Source organism: Paractinoplanes polyasparticus (assembly GCF_019710575.1).
Lineage (GTDB): Bacteria > Actinomycetota > Actinomycetes > Mycobacteriales > Micromonosporaceae > Actinoplanes > Actinoplanes polyasparticus.
The window spans coordinates 181731-204917 of sequence record NZ_JAHWFK010000004.1; the positions used below are offsets into that span (position 1 = coordinate 181731).

General features: G+C 66.5%; 18 protein-coding genes. 2 read left to right on the forward strand and 16 right to left on the reverse strand.

Annotated features, from left to right (window positions below; all coding sequences use genetic code 11):
• Positions 1 to 277 precede the first annotated feature (277 nt).
• The 3 genes from KXC43_RS06810 to KXC43_RS06820 all read right to left on the reverse strand — a co-directional run bounded on the left by KXC43_RS06810 (position 278) and on the right by KXC43_RS06820 (position 7438).
• On the reverse strand, positions 278 to 2314 hold the full coding sequence (locus KXC43_RS06810) for a response regulator (RefSeq protein WP_221375080.1): 2037 nt from the start codon (positions 2312 to 2314) through the stop codon (positions 278 to 280).
• A 107-nt stretch (positions 2315 to 2421) separates the two neighbouring features.
• The gene (locus tag KXC43_RS06815) at positions 2422 to 5307 is read right to left on the reverse strand and encodes a hybrid sensor histidine kinase/response regulator (protein WP_221375081.1); all 2886 of its coding nucleotides are present in this window, start codon (positions 5305 to 5307) and stop codon (positions 2422 to 2424) included.
• A gap of 853 nt (positions 5308 to 6160) precedes the next feature.
• Complete coding sequence (locus tag KXC43_RS06820) at positions 6161 to 7438, reverse strand: IS110 family RNA-guided transposase (protein ID WP_221375082.1); 1278 nt, start codon at positions 7436 to 7438, stop codon at positions 6161 to 6163.
• Between the two features lie 136 nt (positions 7439 to 7574).
• Here KXC43_RS06820 and KXC43_RS06825 point away from each other — a divergent pair, with 136 nt between their 5' ends.
• On the forward strand, positions 7575 to 9032 hold the full coding sequence (locus KXC43_RS06825) for an IS110 family RNA-guided transposase (protein WP_255643627.1): 1458 nt from the start codon (positions 7575 to 7577) through the stop codon (positions 9030 to 9032).
• Between the two features lie 770 nt (positions 9033 to 9802).
• On the opposite strand, the gene KXC43_RS06830 is transcribed toward KXC43_RS06825, so the two are convergent.
• Both KXC43_RS06830 and KXC43_RS06835 read right to left on the reverse strand, forming a co-directional pair.
• Positions 9803 to 10030 (reverse strand): hypothetical protein, encoded by a 228-nt coding sequence (locus tag KXC43_RS06830; protein WP_221375083.1) that lies wholly within the window; start codon positions 10028 to 10030, stop codon positions 9803 to 9805.
• Between the two features lie 44 nt (positions 10031 to 10074).
• Positions 10075 to 11448, reverse strand: coding sequence for an MFS transporter (locus KXC43_RS06835; RefSeq protein ID WP_221375084.1), 1374 nt, complete (start codon positions 11446 to 11448; stop codon positions 10075 to 10077).
• 122 nt (positions 11449 to 11570) lie between these two features.
• Between KXC43_RS06835 and KXC43_RS06840 the strand changes: the two genes are divergently transcribed.
• Entirely contained in the window at positions 11571 to 12284 is a 714-nt protein-coding gene (locus tag KXC43_RS06840; RefSeq protein ID WP_308128988.1) for a TetR/AcrR family transcriptional regulator C-terminal domain-containing protein, read from the forward strand.
• A 103-nt stretch (positions 12285 to 12387) separates the two neighbouring features.
• Here the strand turns inward: KXC43_RS06840 and KXC43_RS06845 are convergent, their stop codons facing one another.
• The 11 genes from KXC43_RS06845 to KXC43_RS06895 all read right to left on the reverse strand — a co-directional run bounded on the left by KXC43_RS06845 (position 12388) and on the right by KXC43_RS06895 (position 23151).
• Positions 12388 to 12963 carry a DUF6262 family protein gene (locus KXC43_RS06845; RefSeq protein WP_221375085.1) on the reverse strand — a complete coding sequence of 192 codons (576 nt, stop codon included), beginning with the start codon at positions 12961 to 12963 and terminating at the stop codon, positions 12388 to 12390.
• Positions 12960 to 13973 (reverse strand): tyrosine-type recombinase/integrase, encoded by a 1014-nt coding sequence (locus tag KXC43_RS06850; RefSeq protein ID WP_221375086.1) that lies wholly within the window; start codon positions 13971 to 13973, stop codon positions 12960 to 12962. Before KXC43_RS06850 ends, KXC43_RS06845 begins: the two co-directional genes overlap by 4 nt.
• A 50-nt stretch (positions 13974 to 14023) precedes the next feature.
• A complete protein-coding gene (locus KXC43_RS06855) occupies positions 14024 to 15475 on the reverse strand; it encodes a hypothetical protein (protein WP_221375087.1) in 1452 nt (483 codons plus the stop codon).
• Positions 15472 to 16401, reverse strand: coding sequence for a tyrosine-type recombinase/integrase (locus KXC43_RS06860; protein ID WP_221375088.1), 930 nt, complete (start codon positions 16399 to 16401; stop codon positions 15472 to 15474). Before KXC43_RS06860 ends, KXC43_RS06855 begins: the two co-directional genes overlap by 4 nt.
• A 546-nt stretch (positions 16402 to 16947) precedes the next feature.
• Positions 16948 to 17829, reverse strand: a complete 882-nt coding sequence (locus tag KXC43_RS06865; RefSeq protein ID WP_221375089.1) for a replication-relaxation family protein — start codon at positions 17827 to 17829, stop codon at positions 16948 to 16950.
• Positions 17830 to 18110: 281 nt separating this feature from the next.
• Positions 18111 to 18965: a replication-relaxation family protein gene (locus KXC43_RS06870; protein WP_221375090.1), complete on the reverse strand. Its 855-nt coding sequence runs from the start codon at positions 18963 to 18965 to the stop codon at positions 18111 to 18113.
• Positions 18966 to 19378: 413 nt separating this feature from the next.
• Complete coding sequence (locus tag KXC43_RS06875; protein WP_221375091.1) at positions 19379 to 19819, reverse strand: NUDIX hydrolase; 441 nt, start codon at positions 19817 to 19819, stop codon at positions 19379 to 19381.
• Between the two features lie 44 nt (positions 19820 to 19863).
• Positions 19864 to 20475 carry an AAA family ATPase gene (locus tag KXC43_RS06880; protein ID WP_221375092.1) on the reverse strand — a complete coding sequence of 204 codons (612 nt, stop codon included), beginning with the start codon at positions 20473 to 20475 and terminating at the stop codon, positions 19864 to 19866.
• Complete coding sequence (locus tag KXC43_RS06885) at positions 20472 to 21263, reverse strand: hypothetical protein (RefSeq protein ID WP_221375093.1); 792 nt, start codon at positions 21261 to 21263, stop codon at positions 20472 to 20474. Before KXC43_RS06885 ends, KXC43_RS06880 begins: the two co-directional genes overlap by 4 nt.
• A gap of 108 nt (positions 21264 to 21371) precedes the next feature.
• Positions 21372 to 22151: a hypothetical protein gene (locus KXC43_RS06890; protein WP_221375094.1), complete on the reverse strand. Its 780-nt coding sequence runs from the start codon at positions 22149 to 22151 to the stop codon at positions 21372 to 21374.
• On the reverse strand, positions 22144 to 23151 hold the full coding sequence (locus KXC43_RS06895) for a radical SAM protein (RefSeq protein WP_221375095.1): 1008 nt from the start codon (positions 23149 to 23151) through the stop codon (positions 22144 to 22146). Before KXC43_RS06895 ends, KXC43_RS06890 begins: the two co-directional genes overlap by 8 nt.
• Positions 23152 to 23187: the final 36 nt, after the last annotated feature.

Here is a 23187-nt window from a genome sequence, read left to right on the forward strand (position 1 = left end):
CTGGTCTGCCCCTCGCCCGTGACCCTCCGGATGGGGCGGGAGGTCCTTCGGCTTTCCCCTCGGGCTTCGCCCCCTGCCGTTACCAGCAACGCACGCCAAAAGCGGGGCTAGGCATCGAGCACGCACCCGGAACTACGCTGCCGACGTCATGTCGGCCCTTGTCCTTTGGTGGGCACGACCGTTTTCGGGTGGAAGCAGCGTATAGGTAGTTGACCAGTGCTGTTGATCGGGACTGCCGACCTGCAAGATCAGTTTGGAAGAGCTCAGTGAGGGTGGTTTAGATCGCTGGTGTGTTGAGCGTGGTTCGGACCGTGTTTAGTAGGTCGGCTTCGGTGAAGGGTTTGGCGAGGAGCGGCAGGTGGGTGTTCAGGGATCCGTTGTCGGTGATGATGTCGCCGGCATAGCCGGACATGAGTAGTGCCTTGGTGCCGGGTCGGTGGCTGAGCAGATGGGTGCAGAGTTCGGTGCCGAGCATGCCGGGCATGACGACGTCGGTGAGGACGAGGTCGATCGGTGCGTGGTGTTTTTCGACGGTGTCGATGGCTTGAGGGCCGCTGGATGCGGTGAGGACGTGGTATCCGGCTTTGGTGAGGATGCGTGCGGTGATGTCGCGGACGCCGTCCTCGTCGTCGACGACCAGTACGGTCTCCGCGCCGCCGCCGGCGGTGGGTGCCGGTTGCGTTGGAGTCTGGGTGGGGGTGTCGGTGGTGGGGAGGTGGATGACGGCGGTGGTGCCTTGTTGGGGGCTTGAGGTGAGGTGTAGCAGGCCGCCGAGTTGGTTGATGATGCCGTAGACGGTGGCCAGTCCGAGGCCGGTGCCTTGCCCGCGGGGTTTGGTGGTGTAGAAGGGTTCGACGGCGCGTTGCAGCACGTCGGGTGTCATGCCGTGGCCGGTGTCGCTGACGCTGAGTCGTGCATATTTTCCCGGTGGCAGGTCGGGAGAGTCACCGGTTTCGCCGGTGTCGACGTTGCGGGTGGTGACGGTCAGGGTGCCGCCGTCGGGCATGGCGTCGCGTGCGTTGAGGGTGAGGTTCAGCAGTACTTGGCTCATGTTGGCTGGTTCGGCTTGTACGGGCCGCAGGCCGGGGTCGAGTTGGGTGATGACTCGGATGTTCGGGCCGAGGGTCGTGTGCAGGAGTTGAGTGGTTTCGCGGATCGCTGCGTTGAGGTCCAGCGGCGTGGGGTTCATCAGTCTGCGGCTGCCGAAGGTGAGCAGTTGCTGGGTGAGGCCGGTGGCTCGCTCACCGCCGGTGCGGATGTTTCTCAGGTCGCCGAGAAGCTCTGCGGTTGTTTGTTCGTCGAGGGTGCCGGCGGCGGCCAGGTCGCTGATGGTCTCGGTGAGCAGGGTTTCATAGCCGAGGATGGCGCCGAGGATGTTGTTGAAGTCGTGGGCGACGCCGCCGGCGAGGTTGCTGAGGCTTTGGATCCGTTCGGTGGTGCGGGCGTGTTCCTCGGCTTCGTGCTGGCGTTCGGCGTCTCGGCGGGCCTGTTCGGCCTGGGTGATTGCCGTGACGTCGTCGGCGATGCAGATGAAGCCGCGGGTGTCGCTGTCCTGCTGCAGGGGCTGCAGTTGGACGTCGAGCCAGACGGTGGTGCCGTCGGGTCGCTGGCTTTGGCCGCGGTGGCGAAGTTGATGTTGGGGCATCTTGCCGCTGATGACGGCGAGTAGTTCGGAGTGCAGGTCGGCCGTGGTGCACCTGATCCATTCGCGGCCGAGCAGGTCATCGGGATGCATGCCCATGATGGCGGCGAATCGGGCGTTGATGTAGTGGGCGGCGCCGTGCTCGTCGCCGTACGCGATGCCGATGGGTGCTTGCTCGGCGATCACGCGGAATCGTTCCTCGGTGTCGGCCAGGGTTTGGTTGGTCTCGGCCAGTTTGTCGGTGACCGCCCGCAGATGTGCTGCCTGGGCGCGTCCGGGGTCGAGGGTGGCCGTCGGATCGTGTCCGGTCCTCAGCACGTCGTCGACGGATTGCAGCAGTTCGTGCGGCTCGGCGGACTTGAGGATCACTTTGTCGATGCCACAGGCGTCGGCGAACGGCTGGGCTTCCTCGGGGAGATAGTTCGCGGTCAGGAACACGATGGGAATACGGGCGGTGTCGTCCGCGGAGCGTAGTTTCTGGGCCAGTTGGTAGCCGTCCACGCCAGGCATCAGCACGTCGGTCAGCACCAGGTCGGGATGCTCTGCGTGGGCGAGGTGCAGCGCGTGTTCCGCGTCGGGCGCCTCGATGACCCGGTGGCCCCGGTATCCGAGCAGATCGCGGGTGAGACGCCGGCTAACGGCCTGATCGTCGACGACGAGCACCGTAGCCATGTCACTCCTCGGACAGTGAAAGCTATCAGGACATAATTCTCGATAGACCCTTATGCCATATTAGAAGGGAATCGGCCCGTGCGTACGGTCCGTTCGATAATCGTTGGTCAGTGATCGTCGATGACCTGCCGCAGGTACTGCTGCAGGCCGTGAAACTCGTCCCGCAGCTGATGCAGGACCGGGCCGGCGTGGCTCAGGTCGCTACGGCGGCCCTGATCCTCCAGAGACTGGCACAGCGAGGCGATGCTGCCGGCGCCGAGGCTGCCGGCGGCGCCGCTGAGGCGATGCGCGGCGGTGATGACGGCGTTCGGGTCGTTGCCGGGAATAGCCTCGTTCAGGGCTGCTAGTTGCAGGGGCCCGTCGTCGAGGAAGGTGGTGATCATGGCAGTGAGGGTTTGCGGTGTGACGTAGGAGCGCAGCTGGTCGAGCCGGGTGGTCACCTCCGTGACCGCGGCCGCCGGTTCGGCTGGTGTCTGGTCCTGGTCTGCTGGGGCGTTGGCCACAGGGTCGGTGTGCCAGCGATGGACAGCTGTGATGAGGTCGTCCGGATCGTAGGGCTTGGTCAGGTAGTCGTCCATGCCGGCTTGCAGACACCGCTCACGGTCGGACTTGAGTGCCGCAGCCGTCAGTCCGATGATCGGAGTCCGCCGACTCGGTGGACCATCGTTGTCCACCTGGCCGGCATCGTTGTGTTGTTCCTGCGCTCGCCAGCGGCGGGTCGCTTCATAGCCGTCCACGCGCGGCATCTGGCAGTCCATCAGCACGACGTCGTACGGGCCTCGGCCGAGGTACTGCAGCGCTTCTTCGCCGTCTCGGGCCACATCGACCTGGTATCCGGCGCCGTCCAGCACGCCGGTGGCAACCAGCTGGTTGGTGTCATTGTCTTCCACCAGCAACACCCGGCCCTGCTCGACGAGCGGCTGCGAGGAGGGCAACGCATGCTGCTCCGTGCTCTGCGGGAACGACCCGCCCGCGGCCAGGCGGATCAGTGCGTCGAACAGCTGTGATTGCTGCACCGGTTTCGTCACCGTGCACGTGATGCCTGCTTGCTCGGCGACTGCGGCGGGCACCGGCTCCGTCGACAGCAGAATGACCGGTACGGGGGCGATGTAAGGGTCGCTGTGGATACGGGCCGCTACCTCGAGGCCGTCTTCGCCGGGCATGACGTGGTCCATCAGCACGACGTCGAACCGCTGATCGACATCGGCTGCCTCCTGCAACTGTTGCAGCGCTTCGTTGCCGGACGCCGCCGTCGAGGGATGCATCTTCCAACTGGAGAGTTGTTCGCTGATCAGGCGCCGGCTGGAGGGATTGTCGTCGACGATCAACACGCGCCAGTTACGCAGACGGGCGGTCACGTCCGAGGCCGGCTCCTGCTCCTGCTCCGTAGCGTCCCGCCGAAGGGAAACCTCGCACCAGAATGTGCTGCCCTGTCCCGGCTGGCTGTCTACGCCGACCCGGCCGCCCATCGCATGGGCCAGTTCCCGGCAGATCGCCAAGCCCAACCCGGTGCCCCCGAACCGGCGGGTCGTCGAAGAGTCCGCCTGGGTGAAAGCGCCGAACAACCGGTCGCCGTCGGCCGGGTCGACACCGATCCCGGTGTCGGTCACCTCCAACCGCAGCCACACCCGATCGTCAGACGGCTCAAGCCCCACCGCCGGCGTCAGTGATGTCGCCCCGGCCGGCCGGATGGTGATGACAACCTCTCCGGATTCGGTGAACTTGATGGCGTTGGTCGTGAAGTTCAGCAAGATCTGCCGCAGCCGTACCGGATCGCCGCACACCCACGCCGGCAGCGCCGGATCGCATATCCCGAGCAGTTCCAGGTTCTTCGCGCGAGCGTTCTCCCGCATCAGATCCAGAACGTCTTCCAGCATCGCGCACAGATTGATCGGCACATCATCGAGGACCAGCGCGCCAGCCTCGATCTTGGAGAAGTCGAGGATGTCGGTGATCACCGCGATCAAGGCCCGTCCTGCCGAGCGGATGCTTTCGGTGTAGCGGCGCTGCGTGTCGTCGAGATCCGTCTTCAGCAGCAGCCCGGTAAGCCCGATGACACCATTCATCGGCGTCCGGATCTCATGACTCATCGTCGCCAAGAACTCCGACTTCGCCTCGGTCGCCGCCAGCGCCTCGTCGCGGGCCGCCCCGATGACGTGCACCGACGTGTTCACCGCATCAGCTAGCTCCGCGAACTCCGCCATGCCCGAGACCGGCGCCCGAGACTCCAGATCCCCGGCCGCGACCCGCTTCGCCGCGCCGATCACCCGCCCGATCGGCCTGACGACGGCAAGCGTCACTACCAAGCCGACCCCCGCCGCCAGCAGCACACAACCCGCCACACCCCACAAGATCAGATTCAGCGTACGGGCGGCATTCGCGGCACTCAGATGCTCGTACTCCTCCAGCCTCTCCAACTCGTTGTTCCGTAACTGCTCCACCAAACCCTGGATGACGGCCATGTCATCGGCGCCACGGCCGGTCAGCACGACCCGCTGAGCGGCGGTAAAGCCTGCGGTGCGACGCACCTGGATCGACTCGGCGAGTTCGGCCAGTTTGCTCCTCAACGGGGCGTCCAACCGCTGCACGAGCAGCCGCTGGCCAGGATCGTCACTGACCAGCGCCGTCAACGTGGCAAGATCGCCGTCCAACGCCGCCACGGCACGCTGATAGGGAGCCAGATAACGCTCCTGATTCGTCAGCAGGAACCCGCGTTGACCCCGCTCGGCATTCAGGATGTCCCTTCGAACGGCCGCGATCTGATCCAACACCTGCCGGTTCTTCCGGTAGGCCCCCTGGTCGTGCACAAGTGCCTCGATACGGAAATACGAGATCGCCGCAATCACACCCAGCCCCAGCAACACCGTCAGATAACCGGCCGCCAACACCTGACGCACCGTCACCCGCCACCGGCGAACCGACCCGTCCCGCCCGCGCGCAACGCCCGCCCCGCCACTGATCTCCTGACGCTCGCCAGAACCTTCGCCATCCACGCGCCGAGACTAAATCCCTTCCGGCATCTTATATGGCGTTATCCCCCTATCCATCAGCTCTGCCGCGTTCATCCCTACGGGCCGGCCGGACAGGTTCCGCCAGTGAACGGAAGCAGTCGAGCCGCCGACAAGGACAGCCGCCACAACCTGCCGGAGGCGGCTCCGTGCCTATGACGAGTTTGGGCTCCGCAGCTACCAGGGCGTGATTAGCTGTCACGGTGGACACCACCACGCGCGCCAAGGACCACGTGCGCCAGGTGTTGCCGGATTCTCTCCAGGGCTTGGATGCAACTCTATTCGGCGGGCCCAGCGCGGATTCGTACGCGGGCTGGAAGTCACGAGTCAAACGGTCCACCACTCAGGGCGCGACGAGACTTGGACCATTGCGGCCCTCGATGTGCTGCCAGCCGTCGGCTACGGCACCCGACCGAAGGACGCGCGCGCCCGACCCACTTAGCATGACCAGGGCCGTGTGGCCGCCCGAGATTTCGTCGACCGTTCTTTGGTACCAGACGATCTGGGTCAGCTCTAGGTCGATCACGTCCGCCGAGTTGTTGAGTCGGTGGAATCTGGCTCCGCGGAAACCGTGCCCCGGAGATTTCGCACGGTCACAGGCGCCTCAGCCTACTGAGAGTTCCTAACCTCGTTGATTTGCAGTTCTACAAAGCTCCCGGCCTCGCTCACATGCCGATCGTCGCCGACCTCGTCCACGGAATCAATCTCGGCAGGCACGACTCGGCGGATGTACTCACATCGGCTGACTCGAAAATAGGCATTGAGTTGGCAGGCGGCAGCGCCGGGGCGGAGCCTCGGCAGGTTCTTTGCGGTTGACCTGGTGACGGCCTGGTGGCTGTTATGCCAGAGCTGGTTCGTCGCGAACGGTAAGGGTGACCTTCTGCCCGGTTATGCGTTCGAGTTGATGGATCAGGTTGTGCTGGTGACGTTGGTGGTAACGGCTGTCGTGGTAGCCGGCGCCGAGATCGTGGTAGCGGGCTGCTGGGTCAGCGAGTAGATGCCAGACGACGGTGAGGACCGAGTTGCCGGTCGCGACGATGGCACGTAGTTTGCCGCGGCGTCGCGAGAGCCGTCGGTAGCGTTCGCCGAGGAACGTGTCACTGCGGGCCAGCACCGCGGTGATCTCTCCAAGAGTGCTGGCCAGCCAGGGATTGCCTTTGCCGGTGGTCGCCGGCTTGGTTCTGCCGGCGGACTGCTTGGTGCGCGGCGCGAATCGGGCCCAGGAAGCCAGATGCGCCGCGGTCGGAAACACGTTCATGTCGACGCCGAGTTCGGCGATGAGTTCCTGGGCGCAGCTGACGCCGATCCCCGTGACCTCGTCGAGTTGGGCCACCTGCGCGGCGAACGGGCTGATCGCGTCGTCGATCGCGGTACTCAGGTCGGCGATGTCCGCGGTCAAGGCGTCGATACGTTCCAGCATCTTGGTGCAGAGCAGTCCATGATGGTCGCCGAAGTGACCGGTCAGCGCTTCCCGTAGCTGAGGGATCTTCGCGCGCAGTCGACCACGAGCCATCTCGGCCAACACCTGCGGATCACGCTGACCCGCGATCAACGCTGCCAGGATCGCGCGGCCGGAAACACCGAAAGTGTCAGAGGCGACCACCGACAGTTTGATCTGCGCGTCCTCAAGAAGCTTCTCCAAACGTTGCTTCTCACGGGTCCGGTCCCGAATCAGCGAACGACGATACCGGGTGAGATCACGCAACCGGCGGATCGGTTTCGGTGGGACAAAACTCGGTGCGCACATTCCACGCTCGACGACCTTGGCCAGCCACACCGCATCGAGTTTGTCGGTCTTCGGCCGTCCAGGAACGTTCTTCACGTGAGTGGCATTGAGCAGCCAGCACTCGAACCCTTCAGCTTCGAGCAGGTAGAACACCGGCTTCCAATAGTCCGAGGTGGCCTCCATCGCCACCCGGCCCACGCCCAGCTCACGGAGCCGGTCAGCCAGGTGCAGCAGCGCTGTGGTGGTCGTGGCGTACTCGGCCACCTCCTGCCGACGCCGGCCGGCCGTCTTCTCATGAGGGACCCTGATACACACCGTCAGGACAGCTTTCCCGATGTCCAACGCGGCAACCCGCTCGACGAGTTCAGCTGCTTCTTCGGTTACTTCCATTTCCTGCTCCCTGCGAGAGACACCATCAGGTGGCTGCCCGCAGGGCCGAGGAAGAACAGAGGCGGACTCGCGTGCTCGAAGCAACAATGCAGGGCCCTGGAAAACGGCTCCCAGCGTCAGACTACTTGACGGTCTCATGAACCAAGCCGCGACGACGTCGGCGGGCAACCGCCCCCATTTTCTCGCCGGCCAGGGCGTGCAGAAAGCACACGAAAGACTACTTATTTACTGGTGGCACGACCGCTGCCCGGCCAGGCATGGTCGAGGTGACCGGCAGAGTCGCTCTCATTTCGGCTGCCCACCGCTGGTTGGTGTGGCTCAGATTTGGCCTGCGCCTTGCCGGTCACCGCGGCGCGGAGTGGCTCCAGAGGGGTATGCCCAGCTCAAAGTAGCGCTGTCCTCCCGCCGACACCACCGGTCGCAGCAGGGGAGGACGAGGCAGATGTCTCAGGTCGTCGTCGGAGTGGATCCACACAAGCGATCGGCCACGATCGAGGTCATCGACCAGCGGGAGCGTGTTCTCGGCAAGGGTCGGTTCGGCACCGATCATGACGGCTACAAGGCGATGCTCGCCGCCGGCCGCAAGCACGCCGAGCGGATTTGGGCAGTAGAAGGCTGCAACGGTATTGGCCGGCACGTGGCTCAGCGGTTACTCGCCGACGGTGAGACCGTCGTCGACGTGCCGACGAAACTGTCGGCGCGGGCTCGGGTGTTCGCCACCGGTCAGGGCCGCAAGACCGACCCGGTCGACGCCCATAGTGTCGCTGTGGCCGCCCTACGCACATCGAATCTGCGGCAGGTCCAGGTCGACGACACCACGGTGGCGTTGCGGCTGCTGGTCGACCGCCGTGACCAGCTCGGCCGCACCCGCACCGAAGTCGTGTCCCGACTGCACCACCTGCTGCTCGAGCTGATCCCTGGCGGGGCGAAGAAGTTCCTGTCGGCTCAGCAGGCCCGCGCGCTGCTGAACACGGTCCGACCGCGGGACGTGGTCGGCAAGACCCGCCGCTGGCTGGCGTCCGAGCTGATCCACGAGCTCGTCACGATCGACAAGAAGATCAAGGTCGCCAACGCCGAACTCACCGAACTGGTCGCTTCCACCGGCAGCACACTGCAGGAACTGACCGGGATCGGCCCGTCCGGCGCCGCCCGGCTGATCGGCGACGTCGGTGACATCACCCGGTTCGCCAGCCGCGCCCACTTCGCGTCCTGGAACGGCACCGCGCCGCTGGACGCCTCCTCCGGCGACCAGAACCGGCACCGGCTATCGCGAGCCGGGAACCGGCGCATCAACCGCGCCCTGCACATCATGGCCGTGGTCCAGCTGCGCCGTGACACCGAAGGTCGCCGCTACTACCGGCGCAAACTCGCTGACGGCAAGACCCCGATGGAAGCGATGCGGGCGTTGAAACGCCGCCTGTCCGACATCGTTTACAAGCGCATGGTCGCCGACGCCAAACGGATCAAGACGGGCCCGGGAGGACAGGTGGGGGCGACTCTGCAATCCAGCGCGGCCGACCTCAACCCCAAGGCCGACACTTCGGAAAAGTCACTTCCCGGACCCGCCGAACCCCAGCTTCTCACGGCCCCTTGACACAGAGGGGTGCCAAATCCGGTAGCGCGGCGCCAGCGGAATCGCCACGATCGACACTACGTAGCGTTACCAAGGATGAGGGGTGCAGTCCGCCAGCGGCCCCGGCGGTCCACGCGGGAAACATAAACCCGTCGGGCCAACAATGATCCATTGAGACTCGCCAGATTGCCCGAGACGCCTTTCGGGCATAGGCACACATATCGGTCCTCCGCCGCTGACGTACACGAGAATCCGACGGGGAACACGCCAGCTGTCCGAGAATCCGCCAACCTCACGGAGACCGGACAATCTCGCAAGATCACTTGCAACCTAAGTCTGACACTCGCAATCATCGGCGATACACGACAAGAGCCGCCAACCTGTAGCGCCCGCGTCGGGGCGGTAACGGTTGGAGCAAGATATGGCCTTTGGCCGCCGAACGACGTCAACCGGGCGCGGTCGACGTCGTTTGGCCGGTAAGTGCGCGCCGCTCAGGCGGCAGCGAGTCCCTCGACCAGGACGGGCGGAAACGCGAGTTGCTCATCGTAGGTTGTGCCGTGGGCCAGGCAATGGAACAGCACTCCGATAAGCCGGTTGAACAGGTTGCGCTGGGCAGCGGCGTGCCGGTCGCCGGCGGCTTTGCGCCGGTCGTAATGGGCCCGGCAGCCGGGCGAGGCGATCAGGGCGGAGAACGCCCAGGCGTGGGTCCTTATCTGCGCTTGTCAAGAGAAATCGCTGTTAAGGGCGCTGGCGTCTGTTCAGGCATATAAGTCACGTGCGGCGGTTACGGTTCAACGCGTGGTGTCCAGGTAGACCTCGACGTCGTAGATGAGTCGGACGGGTTCGCCGTTGGTGGTGCCGATGAAGATCGGTTCTGCGGCGGGCGTGCGGCCGCGACGCCAGACTTCATCGCGTGCGGCGTCTCGAGACTCGTGATGCACCTTGCCTGCTTGGTGGAGTTCCACGACACGGCGTGCGGTGTTCCTGTCGCTGTCTAGCTGGATCCGCATCAGCGGCATTGGTTCGTATCGTCCCTTCTGTTCGGACCGGAACGCCTTTCGGTCTACCTGGCTTGCACCGGCTGCCGTCGGTGGCGGCGGGGCATGACGAGGGCGACGGTGATGGCCGCGAGCACGAGCAGCGCCACGGCCGTCAACAAGGCTGCGTTGAAGCCTGCGACGGTGGCATCGCTGATCGTGTTTCGGCCGCGTGTCGAACCTAGTGCGGCTGCCGTCACGGTCGATGCGACGGTGTTGAGAAGCGCGGTGCCGATGGAGCCGCCGAGCTGGGTGGCGGCGTTGACAGCGGCTGATGCCGCGCCAGTATTGTCGTCGCCGACGCCGCTGGTCGCCGCGTTGACCGCAGGGGTGATGGCGCAGCCAAGGCCAAGACCGATCAGGATTTCCGCGGGCAAGAACCGGGTGAGGTAGAGGTCCGAGGCGCCGGGCGTGAGCCCGATCAGTAGCGCTGTGCCGGCAGCCATCGTGGCCAGTGCGGGGACGATCAGGTGCGGTGGTGTTAGACGAGGTGTGAGCAGGCCGGCGATCAGCGTCGAGCCGACGGCGATCGCCAATGCCAAAGGCAGGAACGCTAGTCCCGCGCGCAACGGCGTGTAACCGAGGAGTTGCTGGAACCAGTAGGTGAGTACGAGGAAGAATCCGAACAGCGATAGTTGCGGCAGGCCGACCGCGAGCAGACCGCCACCCCGGGTGCGGTCGAGCAGTATCGGGAGTGGCAGAAGCGGCTGCGCAGCTGTCCGTTGCGTCCTGATGAATAGGGCCAGCATCAGGAGCCCGACGGCCAGTAGGCCCAGCACGAGTGGATCATCCCAGCCGCGGTTCGCCACCTCGGCGAGGGCGAATACGAGAGCGGTCATACCTGCCACGCTGCTGCCGACGCCGGCAAGGTCAAGCTGCACCGGGCGTGCAGTCCGGCTGGCGTGTACGGTTCTCGCTCCGATGATCGTGGCGGCGGTGATCGGGATATTGATCAGAAGGCACCATCGCCAGTGCAGGTATTGGGTGAGCGCCCCGCCCAGCAGCAGCCCGATGACGGCTCCTGCGCCGGTGAGCGCGCCGTAGATTCCGAAGGCGAGGCTTCGCTCCCGAGGTTCGACGAATGTGGCCGAGATGATGGCCAAGGCGGCAGGAGCGAGCAGGGCAGCGGATGCGCCTTGTGCAGCACGGCCGGCGAATAACAGTTCGGCGGTGGGTGCCAGGCCGGCAAGTGTCGATGCCAGGGCGAACCCGGTTAGGCCCAGCATGAAGGCTCTGCGTGCTCCGAAGGCGTCACTGAGGCGACCGCCGACGAGCAGCAACCCGCCGAACGCCAGCGCGTAGGCGGCGACAACCCAGCTCCGAGAAGCGTCGTTCATTCCCAGGTCCTGCTGCAGTGACGGCAACGCGATGGTCGCGACCGTCGAGTCCAGGACCACCATCAGCTGCGCGGACCCTGCTGTAGCAAGCACCCACCATCGAGCAGGCGTCACACCGTCTCCTTAACAGCGTAATATCAACTGACCGACGTTAAGTTGCCTCACCACCGTACTAGGATCAGGTGGTGGACGCGAACGAATTGGGTGAGCCGTCGGTCGGCGAAACGAACGGCCGACGTGGCGGAACTGCCGGTGCAGTGTGGCTGCGTGAGGAGGCGGACCGGCCGCGCCGGGCGGCCCCGCTGACCCGTGAGCGCATCGTCGAGGTAGCAGCGACTCTGCTCGATGAGCGTGGCATCGACGGATTGACGATGCGGAACCTGGCACAGCGCCTCGCGGTGACCTCGACCGCGCTCTACTGGCACGTGAAGACCAAGGACGATGTCCTGGACTTGGCCCTGGACCACATCTTCGCAGAGGTGCTGCTCCCAGACGCCGGTGACGACTGGCGAGATGATGTGCGCGCGCTGACATCCAGGTGGCGCGCGACCATGCTTCGCCATCCCTGGGCGCCGAGCCTGATCGGGCGACCGATGCTCGGGCCTAACGTCCTAGCGCGCACCGAGTTCCTGCAGTCGGCCCTCGTCCGTGGCGGTTTCACCGACCTCCGGTTGGCCGTCATCACCCGGTTGATAGCGAATTACGTGATCGGCGCAGCCATCACCGAAGCCACCTGGCGCCAGACGGACGATCCCGGGGCGCGGGCCGAAGCCCGGCGCCAGCTGTTGGCCAATGCCGACGCCTATCCCACCCTCGTCGGCTCCGGACACTTGGAAGACGGGCGGTGGAACGACGACGACCTATTCCAACGTGGCATCGACTCCATACTCGCCATGTGAGTGGTGGCCCGGTCATCAGTTGTGCTGCCAGAACGGCAGTCTTCCGCCGCGCCTGGTGCTATTTCCGAGCATGAGCTCCTTTCTCGGCCAACAGACGCCTGGTTCAGCTTTGGCCCGACGTGGTGTTTTCAGCGCGGATGAGCTGACGGATGCTGGCGCGTGCGGCGGCCAAGTCGTCGTGCGCTTCGACGAGTTGCTTGGTCAGGTCGGTGTTGAGGGTCTGTTCCCTGGCGAGATCGGTTTGCAGTCGCTGGTTGTCGGCAGTCAGTTCGTCGATGCGGGTGCCGAGGTCAGCAGCGCCGACCTGGTCCAGTTGTTGACCCAGGTGGCGGCGCACTGCGGCCTTGAGGCGTTCGGCTTCTTCGCGTAGGCGTCGGTTGTCTTGTTGCAGAAGACGCTGTTCGACTTTCCACCCCGCTGGCACGGTGGCGGAGGCACGGGTGTCGTTGTCCGCGGCGCGGCTCTGGCGGCAGCGCGCTGCTTCGATGTGTTCTCGCATGCCGTCGGCGTAGACGAGCCAGTGAGAAACGTTCGCCGCCCGGGCGACTCCCGAGAAGGTCACTGGCTCGTTGGCGGCCACCAGCTGGTCGACGACGGCCAGCACTCGGCTCCGTTTGTCGCGGGAGTCCTTCTGCCGAGCCTCCCGCAGGACCTCGGCCGGTTTACGGGACTGGATCATGACGGGTCTCCCCGGGTGGGAAAGGTGGGAACGGGAAGAAGTGGCAGCGGGGCTGCGGCACGGACCTTACGCAGGACGGCGGCGGCCTCTTCCAGGTGGTGGCGTTCGTTGTCGGGCATGGCGGCGAGCTGAGTGCGGATGCTGGTGACGACGTTCTGGAAAGAGTCGATCTGGTCGGTGAGGTTGCGTACGACGAATTCCGCGACGTCCAAGGCTCGCGCTGTCTCACGGTCGGCCTTGAGCGCGCGGATGTGGTCCTCGACCGCAGGAAGGAAGGAGGGGTCGGGCCGGTAGAAGCCGCAGCCGGAGCATTGGAACCGGATGGGGCATTGGCCGCCGCCGGCTTTGACGTTGGACGGCTCGGTGCAGTTGCCGAAGGGCACGGCGACCGAGCGGGCTTCGTAGGCGGTCGCCGAAGAGGTCGGCCTCGGTTGGCCGTAGCGGTCGACGACGTGGGTGCGCATGGCCTCGACGGCGGCGCGGCGCCGTTGGATGGAGACCTTGAAGTAGCCCATGGTCGTGTCGGCTGATTTGTGGTCCATGAGGTCGCGCAGGGTGTGCAAGTCGGTGCCGGCGTCCGCGTGGCGTTGGGCGTAGGTGTGCCGAAAGGCGTAGGGGAAGATTCGGTTGCGGTCGAAGGGCAGCGGCTGGCCGTGTTTGTCGGCGGCGTCGGTGAGTAATTCGGGTAGGCCGTCGACCCAGCGCCGGAGCGTCCTGGCCATCGTGTCGGCGTCGATGCATGCGTCGTAGCCGTGTCTAGCTGCGGGGAACAGGAAGGTCCGCGAACGAGCCGGGACTTTCAGCGTCTTCCGGATGGTGAGCCAGGCCTGGATGGCGAAGGCGGTGTCGCGGCTGATTTCGAGCCGGCGTCTATTGCGGCGAGCTTTGTGGTTGTCCCAGATGAGCACGTATTCGCCGGTGTCGGTGTCCAAGCAGTCGGTGCGCAGCCAGCGTACTTCCCAGGGTCGGCGGCCGGTGTCGCGTAGCAGGATGTAGATGGTGCGGAACATGGCCTGCACCACGTCGGGTGGCAGGTCGCCGTAGGCGGCATCGGCGCCGATCAGGTGGGCTTGGGCGTCGAGCTGGGTGATGACCAGTTCGGGGATGGCCTTGCCGGCTTGGTCCTCGGAGGAGTCTTCGTGCGGGATCGTGTGGTGCGGATAGCGGGCGAACGCGGATGCGAGGTGGTCGAGGATCTGCAGACGGCGACCGAAGTCGAGCAGGTGGAAGAAGGCGGAGAGCAGCTCGGATCGAGACCCGTAGGACAGTTTGCCGGTGCCGTCTTGCGTTGTCGGTCGCGGATCGCCGCGACGACGGCGTCCATGTCGGTGATCTTCAGGGCGCCTGGGTCGTGTCCGCCGCCGGGCCGCGCTGTCAGTGCCCGTGACGCTGACAGGCAGCCCTCGAAGGTCCGGCGGAACGTGACGTTGTCAGGGTTGGCCTCCTTGACCCAGACGGCCAGCAGCCGGCGCAGCCAGTCCTGCCTGAGCTGGGTGACGTCCAGCCGGCGCGGGTTGATGCGGATACCGGCGCGGGTCCGCGACGGTAGGCCGAGGTCGCTGAGTTCCCAGACTGGCTGGTCTAGTGGATCGACGCCGCGGAACTGGTGGAAGGCGGCGCGTATCAGCCGCACGATGTCGTTCCAGTGCGCGTCGCCGTTGCGGTCGTCGTAGCTGAGGCTGCGCAGCTTCGTGTCGGTCAGCGCGGCGATCGAGTCCACCTCGGCCAGGGTGCGGACTACCAACCGGGTCGCGATCGGGCTGAGCGTAGGCCGCTGAGCGTCGCGCTGGGCCAGCGCGTAGAGGACCTCGTGGCGCAGTAGTTCGGGCAGCCCGACCAGGGAAAACTGGAACCCGGTCAGACGTGGAGCCTGTGACGCCGTCCAGCAGTCCAGGTCGGCATCGGTCAAGCCCTTCTCGCGGCGGTGCCGTCGCCAGCGTTCGCGGTGGTAGGTGCACAGTGACACCCGCGCCGACGAGGTCCCGGCGCAACCACCCACTCGACAGGAAACACCGACCGGCCGCGGCTCGGCGTGAACGCGGAGCCAGGCGGCGAGCTCCAGCTCGGTCTGGCTGCGCCTGAACTTGTAGCGCCATTGCTTGTAGTGCAGTTCGCAGGCGCCCATCACGGATGCTTCCAGCGCGCAGCGGACCCCCTCGCGCTCGACCGTGCACGACGGCCGCGATCCGGGCAGCGACCGCACCAACGCGCGTCGGCCGGTTGTGGCGAACTCTTCGCGGTTCAGCCCGCTGTCCAGGAACTGCTCGTAGCAGGCGCGGCAGAGATGCCGGCTTGCGCGGACCGCGACATGGCAGCCGGCGCTGTTGCACCGCCAGATCGCGGTCGCCGCGCTCTCCGGATCGCCGGTGAACAACCAATGCCGGCCGTCCCACTCATCAGGCCGCCAGTCCAGCGGAGTGTTCTCAGCTAGCCACCCCAGCCATCCCTTCTGGTCGATCGGCAACGCCGTCACGGTCGACGCGGGTGGCGCGGTGACCGCCGCGACGCTCACCGGGCCGCTCCTCGCCGACGGGCGTCGGCCCGCTCAACAGCGGCCCGCTTCGCGCCATCGGACACGTGAACGTAGGCGTCCATTGACGAGTCCGACACGTGCCCCAGCAAGTCCTTGACCACGGAGCGGTCGGTGCCCTGACTAATCCACTCGGTGGCGGCACCATGCCTAAGCATGTGCGGCCGAGCGGTCAGATCGGCGCGCCGGGCCAGCCGATCGAACAGGCCCTTCACGCTCGAGTAGGTCATGGCCCGCCCCCGCGGCTCCCGGAACAAATTCACCAGCACTTGCACAGTGCCCTCCGCCTGTGGCACTGCCGCGCGTTCGTATAGGTAGTCGGCGTAGCAGGCACCGAGCTCGCTGGTGACCGGCACGGCTCGCGGCCGTCGGGACTTCGCCCACGCGCCGTTGCTGTTCAGCCGCCGCCGCACATGCACGTGCGGTCCCTTGACCTGGCAACCCAGAGACTGCGAGTCGGCCAGCAGATGCATATCCTCGCGGTGCAGCCCGAGCGCCTCACCGATCCGGATCCCCGTGCACCACAGCAACAACACCAGGAACCGGTCACGGGCGTGGCGAGTGGCATCGGCCAGCCGGGCGACCTGCTCGACCGTAAGCCACTCGATGCCCGCATCGACCGACGCGAACTTGATCAGCCGGGACCGCACCGTCCGGCGCTGACCGCGCTCGCCCGGGTCGAAGCCCGGCGGCAGGAAACGCAGGTAACGCGGCTCGTTCAACTGCGTCAACAGCTCCTGCTCCACCCAGCCCATTCGTACGCCGAACCGCAGAAACTCGCACACCGTCCCGACGATCGCGTTCGCGGTGTTCGCGTCACGGAAACGATCCAGTCCTCCGCCGCCACGCGTGCGCGACGGCAGAGGCGTCTCGACCAGCCAATGCATGAACCGGGCCAGCTGCCACACCGTGACACGCGCCCATTCCACCCTCTCGAACGCGCAGTACGAGAGGAACAGCGCCGTGCGGCCCGCGTACGTGCGCTCGGTGTTGGAAGCACGGCCGGCTTCTCTCAGTCCTGCAAGGAACAGCGAGCCCTCACGGTGCAAGACGTAGTCGTCGGCTCCAACGACCACCCATCCCGCGCGGTCTCGGGAGAACATCGCCCGATCGGGACGGAACGACGTAGCGAACGTGGCTGAGATACCGCACACCCCTTGAATATCGATGATCCAGCCGCCTGTGCACGCATGTGCCTGACATGACTGGAGGAAAGATCATCATGAAGATAAGGCCGGTAGCGGCCAGCCGTTGGTTCTTGACCCGGCGGGCCACCACGACGCGGCTGTATTCCATGCATGGATCACCTATGGCCGCCGGAGCTCGACGTAGACGCAAGCTGCGACAGATGTGGCCTCGCATACCGAGGATGGTCGATCTAAATCTTTGTACGCGTAGGCGGTTGTCGGGCCAGAGCGACGCAGCATTGTCGCTCCGGCCCGATCAGCCGCCCGTTACGCAGCTTCTCGGTCGTGGTTGTCAAGGACGGCCTCGGCGAGGTCGGCCAGGCGCAGCCCGGCGCCGGGACGGCGGTGCAGCCACCACACGTCCTCGGCCGGGCACACGGCCCGGTGTGCGGCGCTGTCGCGGGCGGCGGTGGCCACCGGGTACCAGATGTCCGCGTCGGTGAGACGTTGCTGAAGGTGGCGTTCCCGGGCGGCGGCGTGCAGCCAGAACAGCACCGGCCAGACCCGGCCGGTGACCCGGGCCAGTTGGTGGTACCCGGCGATCTTGTCTACCAGCACCGAGAGGGGTTCGCTGCCGGTATCGAACTCGACAAAGTACGGCACCGTGACGCCGTGTTCGGTCCAGATGCCGTGCCCGTCCGGCCGCACCCGGGGGGTGTAGACGCGGACCTGCACATCATCGTCGGGGTCGGCGAACGCTCCCATCTGCTGGCAGCGGGCCGCCGGCCACCACCGGTCCAGACTCGCCTGCGGGTGGGTGCGGGCGTAACCGGCGAGGTCGGTGAAGAACTGGTTGACGCCGAGCAGGTGCGGCAGGTTCGCCCGGTTGGTCAACTGCCAGCGCCGCCGCCGGGCCTGATCCTTGCGGGGCAGCTCCTCGCCGCGGTGCGCGGCCACGACCTCCACCCCGAGCTGACCCAACACGTAGTGGTACGGGTAGGTGCCGCCCTCGGCCCGAAACGGCCGGAACCGGCCCAACAGCCCGACCTCGCACAGCTTCCGCAACCGGCGTTGGGCGAAGTCAAGCGACCCGTACAGGGCGTGCGAGATCTGCACCGAGGTGAGTACGCCATGGTCGGCCAGCCAGCCGAGAAGGACATGATCACGATCGGTGAGGCGGGACTGAACCCGCAGGAACAACTCCTCCATACGGCCTCCAAGCTTGTTTCCATTACCCCAGGGGGAGACCCCAGGAGAGGGTCTGTCGCAGCACGGCCCGGCTCTGTCAAAGCGGCCGTGAGCAGGGCTGTTGGGTGACGGACGGGGTCGGTCTAGGGGGCCGGATCAAGACGGACACCCCCACCGACCCCCGGACGGGCAGCCGGACCGACACCACACCGGAATCTGTCAACACGCGCTCGCGCCGATAGCCGGCGCGGTGTCGGGATCGAGCGGCGACGCGGGGACCGAGCGAGCGGACGGGGGCGCTGCTACCGCCGTGGCACGTCGATCAGCCGGCAGAGGGTGTCGTGCGCCCCGGCGACGTTCCAGATCGCGTCGGCCACACTGGGCGCCGCGTACAGCCGGTCCAGGGTGCACGTCGCGACCGGGATCGGCACCGGCTCGGCCGCCAACTCGCGATGCAGGGCCATCTCCCGCTCCGGCCCGGCGTGCACGACCAGAACAGCGGTCGCCGGAACACCCCGCCCGGCGTGCCGGTAACCCGCCAGCCCTGCCGCCGGCGGCGGGGCCGGATCACCGGACCATGGCTTCGGTTCCGCGTCATCGAGGTGCAAAAGGAACCGGACGACGATCCCGTCCTCGATCCACACCCCGTACGCGCGGGGCCGCACCCCGGACAGCCCGTACTCCCGCAGCCATGACGCCGTGTCCGCCGCCCGCTGCCACCGATACAGCCAACCCCGCCCGCCGGCACGGGCCTCGGCCGCCAGGCCGGTGAAGAAGTCGTTGATCAGCATGTGTCCCGCGACCGGCTGCCCCAGCACGGGCGGCACCGTCTGTCCCGACCGGCGTAGCCGATCCTCCAGGGCTGTCACGCCGTCGGTGCTCGCCTCGTAGTACGCCAGATGCGACGGGTCGTTGTCATACACGAACCGCCACACCAGCCCCGCCCGGACCAGTACCCCCAGATGCCGCACGGCGGCCGGACGGCTGCCGAACAGGAACGTCACCACCTGACCGGTGTGCAACGCCCCGTGCTCGGCCAACAAACCCAACAGCGACCAATGCCGCTCACCCAACCCATGCACCTGCACGCCGCCCGGACGCCGGACCGGCGGGGCGAAGGGGCTCTCGTCCGGGCCGACCTGGTACCGCCGCGCCACCTCCACCGCCCCCTGCGATCAGCGAACCGCCTCGGGCATCGGTCGCCGGCGGTGCACGCCATCATCGCCTCCTGGCGCCCCGTGAAGCCAGGCGCACAACCTACACGCCTACCAATACGGTTGGGTAAGCGCTTTCCTGGTGTCCGGTGTCCACCAGATCAACCGAAAGACCGATGACAGAACAGGCTGTAAGGGATTTCTTGCCATCGCCCGAGCCAGGGAAGTCGATCTTTCCGAGAGGCCGAAATTCCGCTTTCTTCCCGCCACTGTGAGAGGCCGTCAGCACGCACTCCTGGCTACAGACGCCGACCCGGGCAACGACAGCGAGCGCCTACCTGCGCTACGCATCCACACGGCGCCGTTTCACTGGTTGGCGGCGGCCTGCGCGGTGTGGCGCATCAACAGCATGGTGGTCACGAGGCCGACCGCACCGGCGGCGCCCAGCCGCTGAGGCGGAACGGCTGTCCGTCGCGGTAGGCACGCACGCACGCAGCCGTGTAGGGGTAAGTGTTCGACGGCAGCATGTCGGCCGGGAACCACTCGATCTTGGCGCACTTATGCGGCTCGGCGTTGACCGGGTCGCCGTGACGGGCCGGGTCGAAGGGCACCGCGAAGGCCAGCCCGACGCGCGAGAAGCCAGCCGTGTTGCGGTGGTGCACAGTGGTGACCATGCGTGGTTCGGACGGGTCGAGGCATACGCCGATTTCCTCGCGTGCCTCCCGGATGACACCGCTGACGGCATCCTCGCCGAATTCCAGTTTCCCGGAGGGAAGGTTCCATTGTCCGTCGGCGTAGCCGGTGCCCTCCCGCAGTGCCAGCAGCACGTGTTCGCCATCGGTGAGCAGGAGCAGCACGTCAACCGGGTGCACCGGTGCCGGTGTGGTCACGAGCGCTGAGGTTAGCCGGTCGCCTCGGTCAGCATCAGGTCGACCCGCCGGGCGATCCATGCCACCCGCGCAGCCACGTCCAGCCCGGCGGGCACGTCGACCAGGGGTAGCCCGACGTCGGCGCAGGTGTCACGGACCGCGTCGGCGGTCTGTTCTTGCAGGTGGGAGACCTTCGCCCGCATCGGGTCGGCCGGTTGCCGGTAGCGGTCGGGCAGGTAGAACACCGCGTCGTAGGTCGCGGGCGCCCACACCCGGCAGAACCCGGCCATCGCGTCGAGCACGGCCACTTCGTTGCTGCCGGGCGGGGCGGGGAGGACCATCCGCGCGTAGGCGAGCACGTTCACGATTGTCTTGTCACAGATCAATAGGTGGTGGTGCCGCGCCGCGCGCAAGGTCGCGGACAGTTGCGCCGCGTAGAGGTCAACCTCGGTCGGCAGGTCGAACACGCCCTTGCCGTAGATCACCGTCTCTTCGATGAACGGGCTGGTGCGGGCCGGTTCGCCGGTGCAGTCGACCAGCACGCCGCGTTCTCGGTAGTGCGCGGTCAGCGCGTGCACGAGGGTGGTCTTGCCGGACGCATGCGTGCCCTCGATACCTACCAGGATGCAGCCCCGCACGCTCACCGGGCACCCCGCCGACGACCGACCAACTCCCGGAACGTCGGATGGTCGAGCCAGCCGACCCGCCCCGCCCATTGCGTGGCGAGGTTGGCGTTCACGTTCAGCGGCGCCCGCCAGGACAGGTGTCCGGCCGCGCGCAGCGCCACATAGGCGGTCGACAGGCTGTGCCGCAGGTTGAGCACCGTCACCCGCTCTCGTGCCTGCACGTCGCCGCGTTCCAGCCAATCGCGGTGCAGGGCGGTCATCGACGTGCGGGCAAGCTCCGGTTGCGTCACGTCAAGGCGTAGTTCTCCGCAGACGTCGACCAGCCGCCGGGAGGCGTTGGACAGCACGTGTCCAGCGTCGAACCGGGTATCGATGACCCGCCGGCTGTCCTTGTCAGCGCGTCGGTCGTGCCACGCCTGCCGAGCCGCCGTCAACGCCGCTGGTACCGATGGCCCGGCGTTCGCGGTCAGCACGGCAAGGTCGCTGCACCATTGGTGCCCGACAACCAGATCAGCGCTCTCGCACGCGGCACCGATGTCGGCCGCCGCCGCCTCCACCAGGTCCGGGCGTTCGTTGTCGGAGTCCAGGTAGAGGCTGGTCGACCAGAACGGCAGACCGGCCGTCAACCGCACCGGCTGATCCGACGCGGGTACAGCAAGCCACACGATCGAGTAGCAGAACGCTCGATTGCCGTCCTTGATCCGGTAGTTCTTGCTCCACTCCACATCGACCGACGCGACCAACCGGGTACCGGGCGAGCGGCTCGGAACCCTGCCCGGCCCACCAAGGTCACTGATCAGGTGCACTGCCATTCCTATCTGAACCATCGTTCGCTACCGATATCGCGTCCGTGGTGGCCGCCGCCTACGCGAGGCAAGCTCAGCGCCGACGACGGCCACCGACCCTATCGCCGCCTACGTGGCGACACGGGCAACCTGCCGCTCGGCCGTGTCGGCTACCTGACCCGCACCACCCTTACCGGTGGTGACGGCGGGGCAGGTTCCGCCGGGCTGGGACAACACATCCCAGCCGGCCTGCTCAACCGCATCGGAGACACAAAATTTGCCCTCCCAGGTGTAGCGGCTGGCGTGTAAGGCGGCGGTCATCCCAACCGCGAGGCACCGGGCCAGCGCCCGACGGGCAACCTCGGCCACGCAGTAGGGGCAGTCCGGTACGCGCTCGGGAACCGGTTCCAGAGACATGCCGAGGTCAGCACCGGTCTTGTTCGCCTCCGACCCGGTGTCGATCATCACCGCGACGCCCCGCTGTTTCTCGGCCCGGTCCGCCCAGGCGGACAGGACGCCGTCCACGCCCCGCAGCGGCACCGCCGTACGCGCGTTGATCCGATCCAGGTCGGAGCGCAGCCAGTGACCGGCCATTATCACCGCGTGCCGCCGGGCGCGGGTCAACGCCCGGTCGGCTACGGTGAGCAGGTCCGGCACCTCCGCACGGTCTTCGATGACAGCCGTTCGGAACCCGATCGACAGCGTGTCGTCGCTGACCGTCTGCGTACTGCCGCGCCGCCGCACCCGCAAATACACCAACGATGCCGCGACCGGCAACGTCTCGGACGTCTCCGGTTCGTCGGTCCACTCGAACGTGCACGCGGCCAACATGTCGATGTGCCGGCCGAACGGGCGTTGCTCGGCCCCGAACGGAGTCTCCGGCCACGCCAGATTCGTGAACTCACGCACGGGCGTGACCCCCCGAACCGGCGGGCGTACCCGCGTTGGCCACGGTTCGGATACTCGCACCGAGGTACTTGGCGAAGTGGTTGCGCTTGAACCGGTACCGCGCCCAAATCTCCGACACCGGCTCACGCAGCAGATTCCCGAGGGGTTCGAGCAGATCCGGCCGGTCGTATACCGGCCACGCGCTCGCTTGCCCGGTCACCTCCACCAAGATCATGTGACCTTCGGTCTCCGGCGTCCAGGACGTCATCCGCAGCGCCGGCCGCCAGTCGTGCACCGCCCGCGCCTCGGTCAGCCGATCGAAGCACTGCCCCGCCTCGTCCAGGCTGATGAACTCGTTCTCCTCCAGGTCCAGCGCGTTGCCCTTACGCAACGGCAGGATCAGCTTCAGCTTGCCCGCGCCGATCACATCCGCGATCTGGTAGGTGAACGGCAACGCGGGCAGCGTCGAGCGGTACACCACCGCTGACAGCGACACCGGCAACCCGGCGTCCAGGAAAGACCGCACCCCGGACATCACCTGGTCATAGTCGCCGCGTACCCGGTTGGTGGTCGCTCGTGGACCCTCCAACCCGACGTTGACGAACGCCACCTTGCCCACCATCGATTTGGCGTGCTGCAAACCCCGGGTGGCGTTCGTGGGGATACCGAGGATGAAGTCCCCGGTATACATATCCACGATTTCGCCGAAGTCCCTACGCATCAACGGTTCCCCGCCCGACAGGAACACCCGGCCGACCCCGGCCAGGTTGGCACGGATCGTGTCCAACTCGGTCAGGGTCGGGTCGGGAAGTTGCAGCGTCTCGGAACAGAAGGAGCAGTCGAAGTTGCACCGCTTCGTCACCTGCAAGATCACCGACAGTGGCACCGTCGCCGCCTGAGCCAACTCCTCGATGCTCGCGCCATCGGTGACGGCGAAGTGATGTCCGGCAGTAAAGGCCACCGCACCCGCCTGACGCGGTAGCGACGGAGCCGGAACGGCAGGCATACCCAACATGGTCATGATCGATTTCTCCCTTGTGAGGGTAGATCGGTGGGG

What these genes read in the sequence shown, in the direction of transcription:
- KXC43_RS06865 (WP_221375089.1), bottom strand. Translation starts at nt 17,829, where the DNA reads ATGGAGGAGTTGTTCCTGCGGGTTCAGTCCCGCCTCACCGATCGTGAT.
- KXC43_RS06810 (WP_221375080.1), bottom strand. Translation starts at nt 2,314, where the DNA reads ATGGCTACGGTGCTCGTCGTCGACGATCAGGCCGTTAGCCGGCGTCTC.
- KXC43_RS06835 (WP_221375084.1), bottom strand. Translation starts at nt 11,448, where the DNA reads ATGGTGGTCCTGGACTCGACGGTCGCGACCATCGCGTTGCCGTCACTG.
- KXC43_RS06845 (WP_221375085.1), bottom strand. Translation starts at nt 12,963, where the DNA reads ATGATCCAGTCCCGTAAACCGGCCGAGGTCCTGCGGGAGGCTCGGCAG.
- KXC43_RS06850 (WP_221375086.1), bottom strand. Translation starts at nt 13,973, where the DNA reads ATGTTCCGCACCATCTACATCCTGCTACGCGACACCGGCCGCCGACCC.
- KXC43_RS06820 (WP_221375082.1), bottom strand. Translation starts at nt 7,438, where the DNA reads ATGGAAGTAACCGAAGAAGCAGCTGAACTCGTCGAGCGGGTTGCCGCG.
- KXC43_RS06895 (WP_221375095.1), bottom strand. Translation starts at nt 23,151, where the DNA reads ATGACCATGTTGGGTATGCCTGCCGTTCCGGCTCCGTCGCTACCGCGT.
- KXC43_RS06825 (WP_255643627.1), top strand. Translation starts at nt 7,575, where the DNA reads ATGAACCAAGCCGCGACGACGTCGGCGGGCAACCGCCCCCATTTTCTC.
- KXC43_RS06830 (WP_221375083.1), bottom strand. Translation starts at nt 10,030, where the DNA reads ATGCCGCTGATGCGGATCCAGCTAGACAGCGACAGGAACACCGCACGC.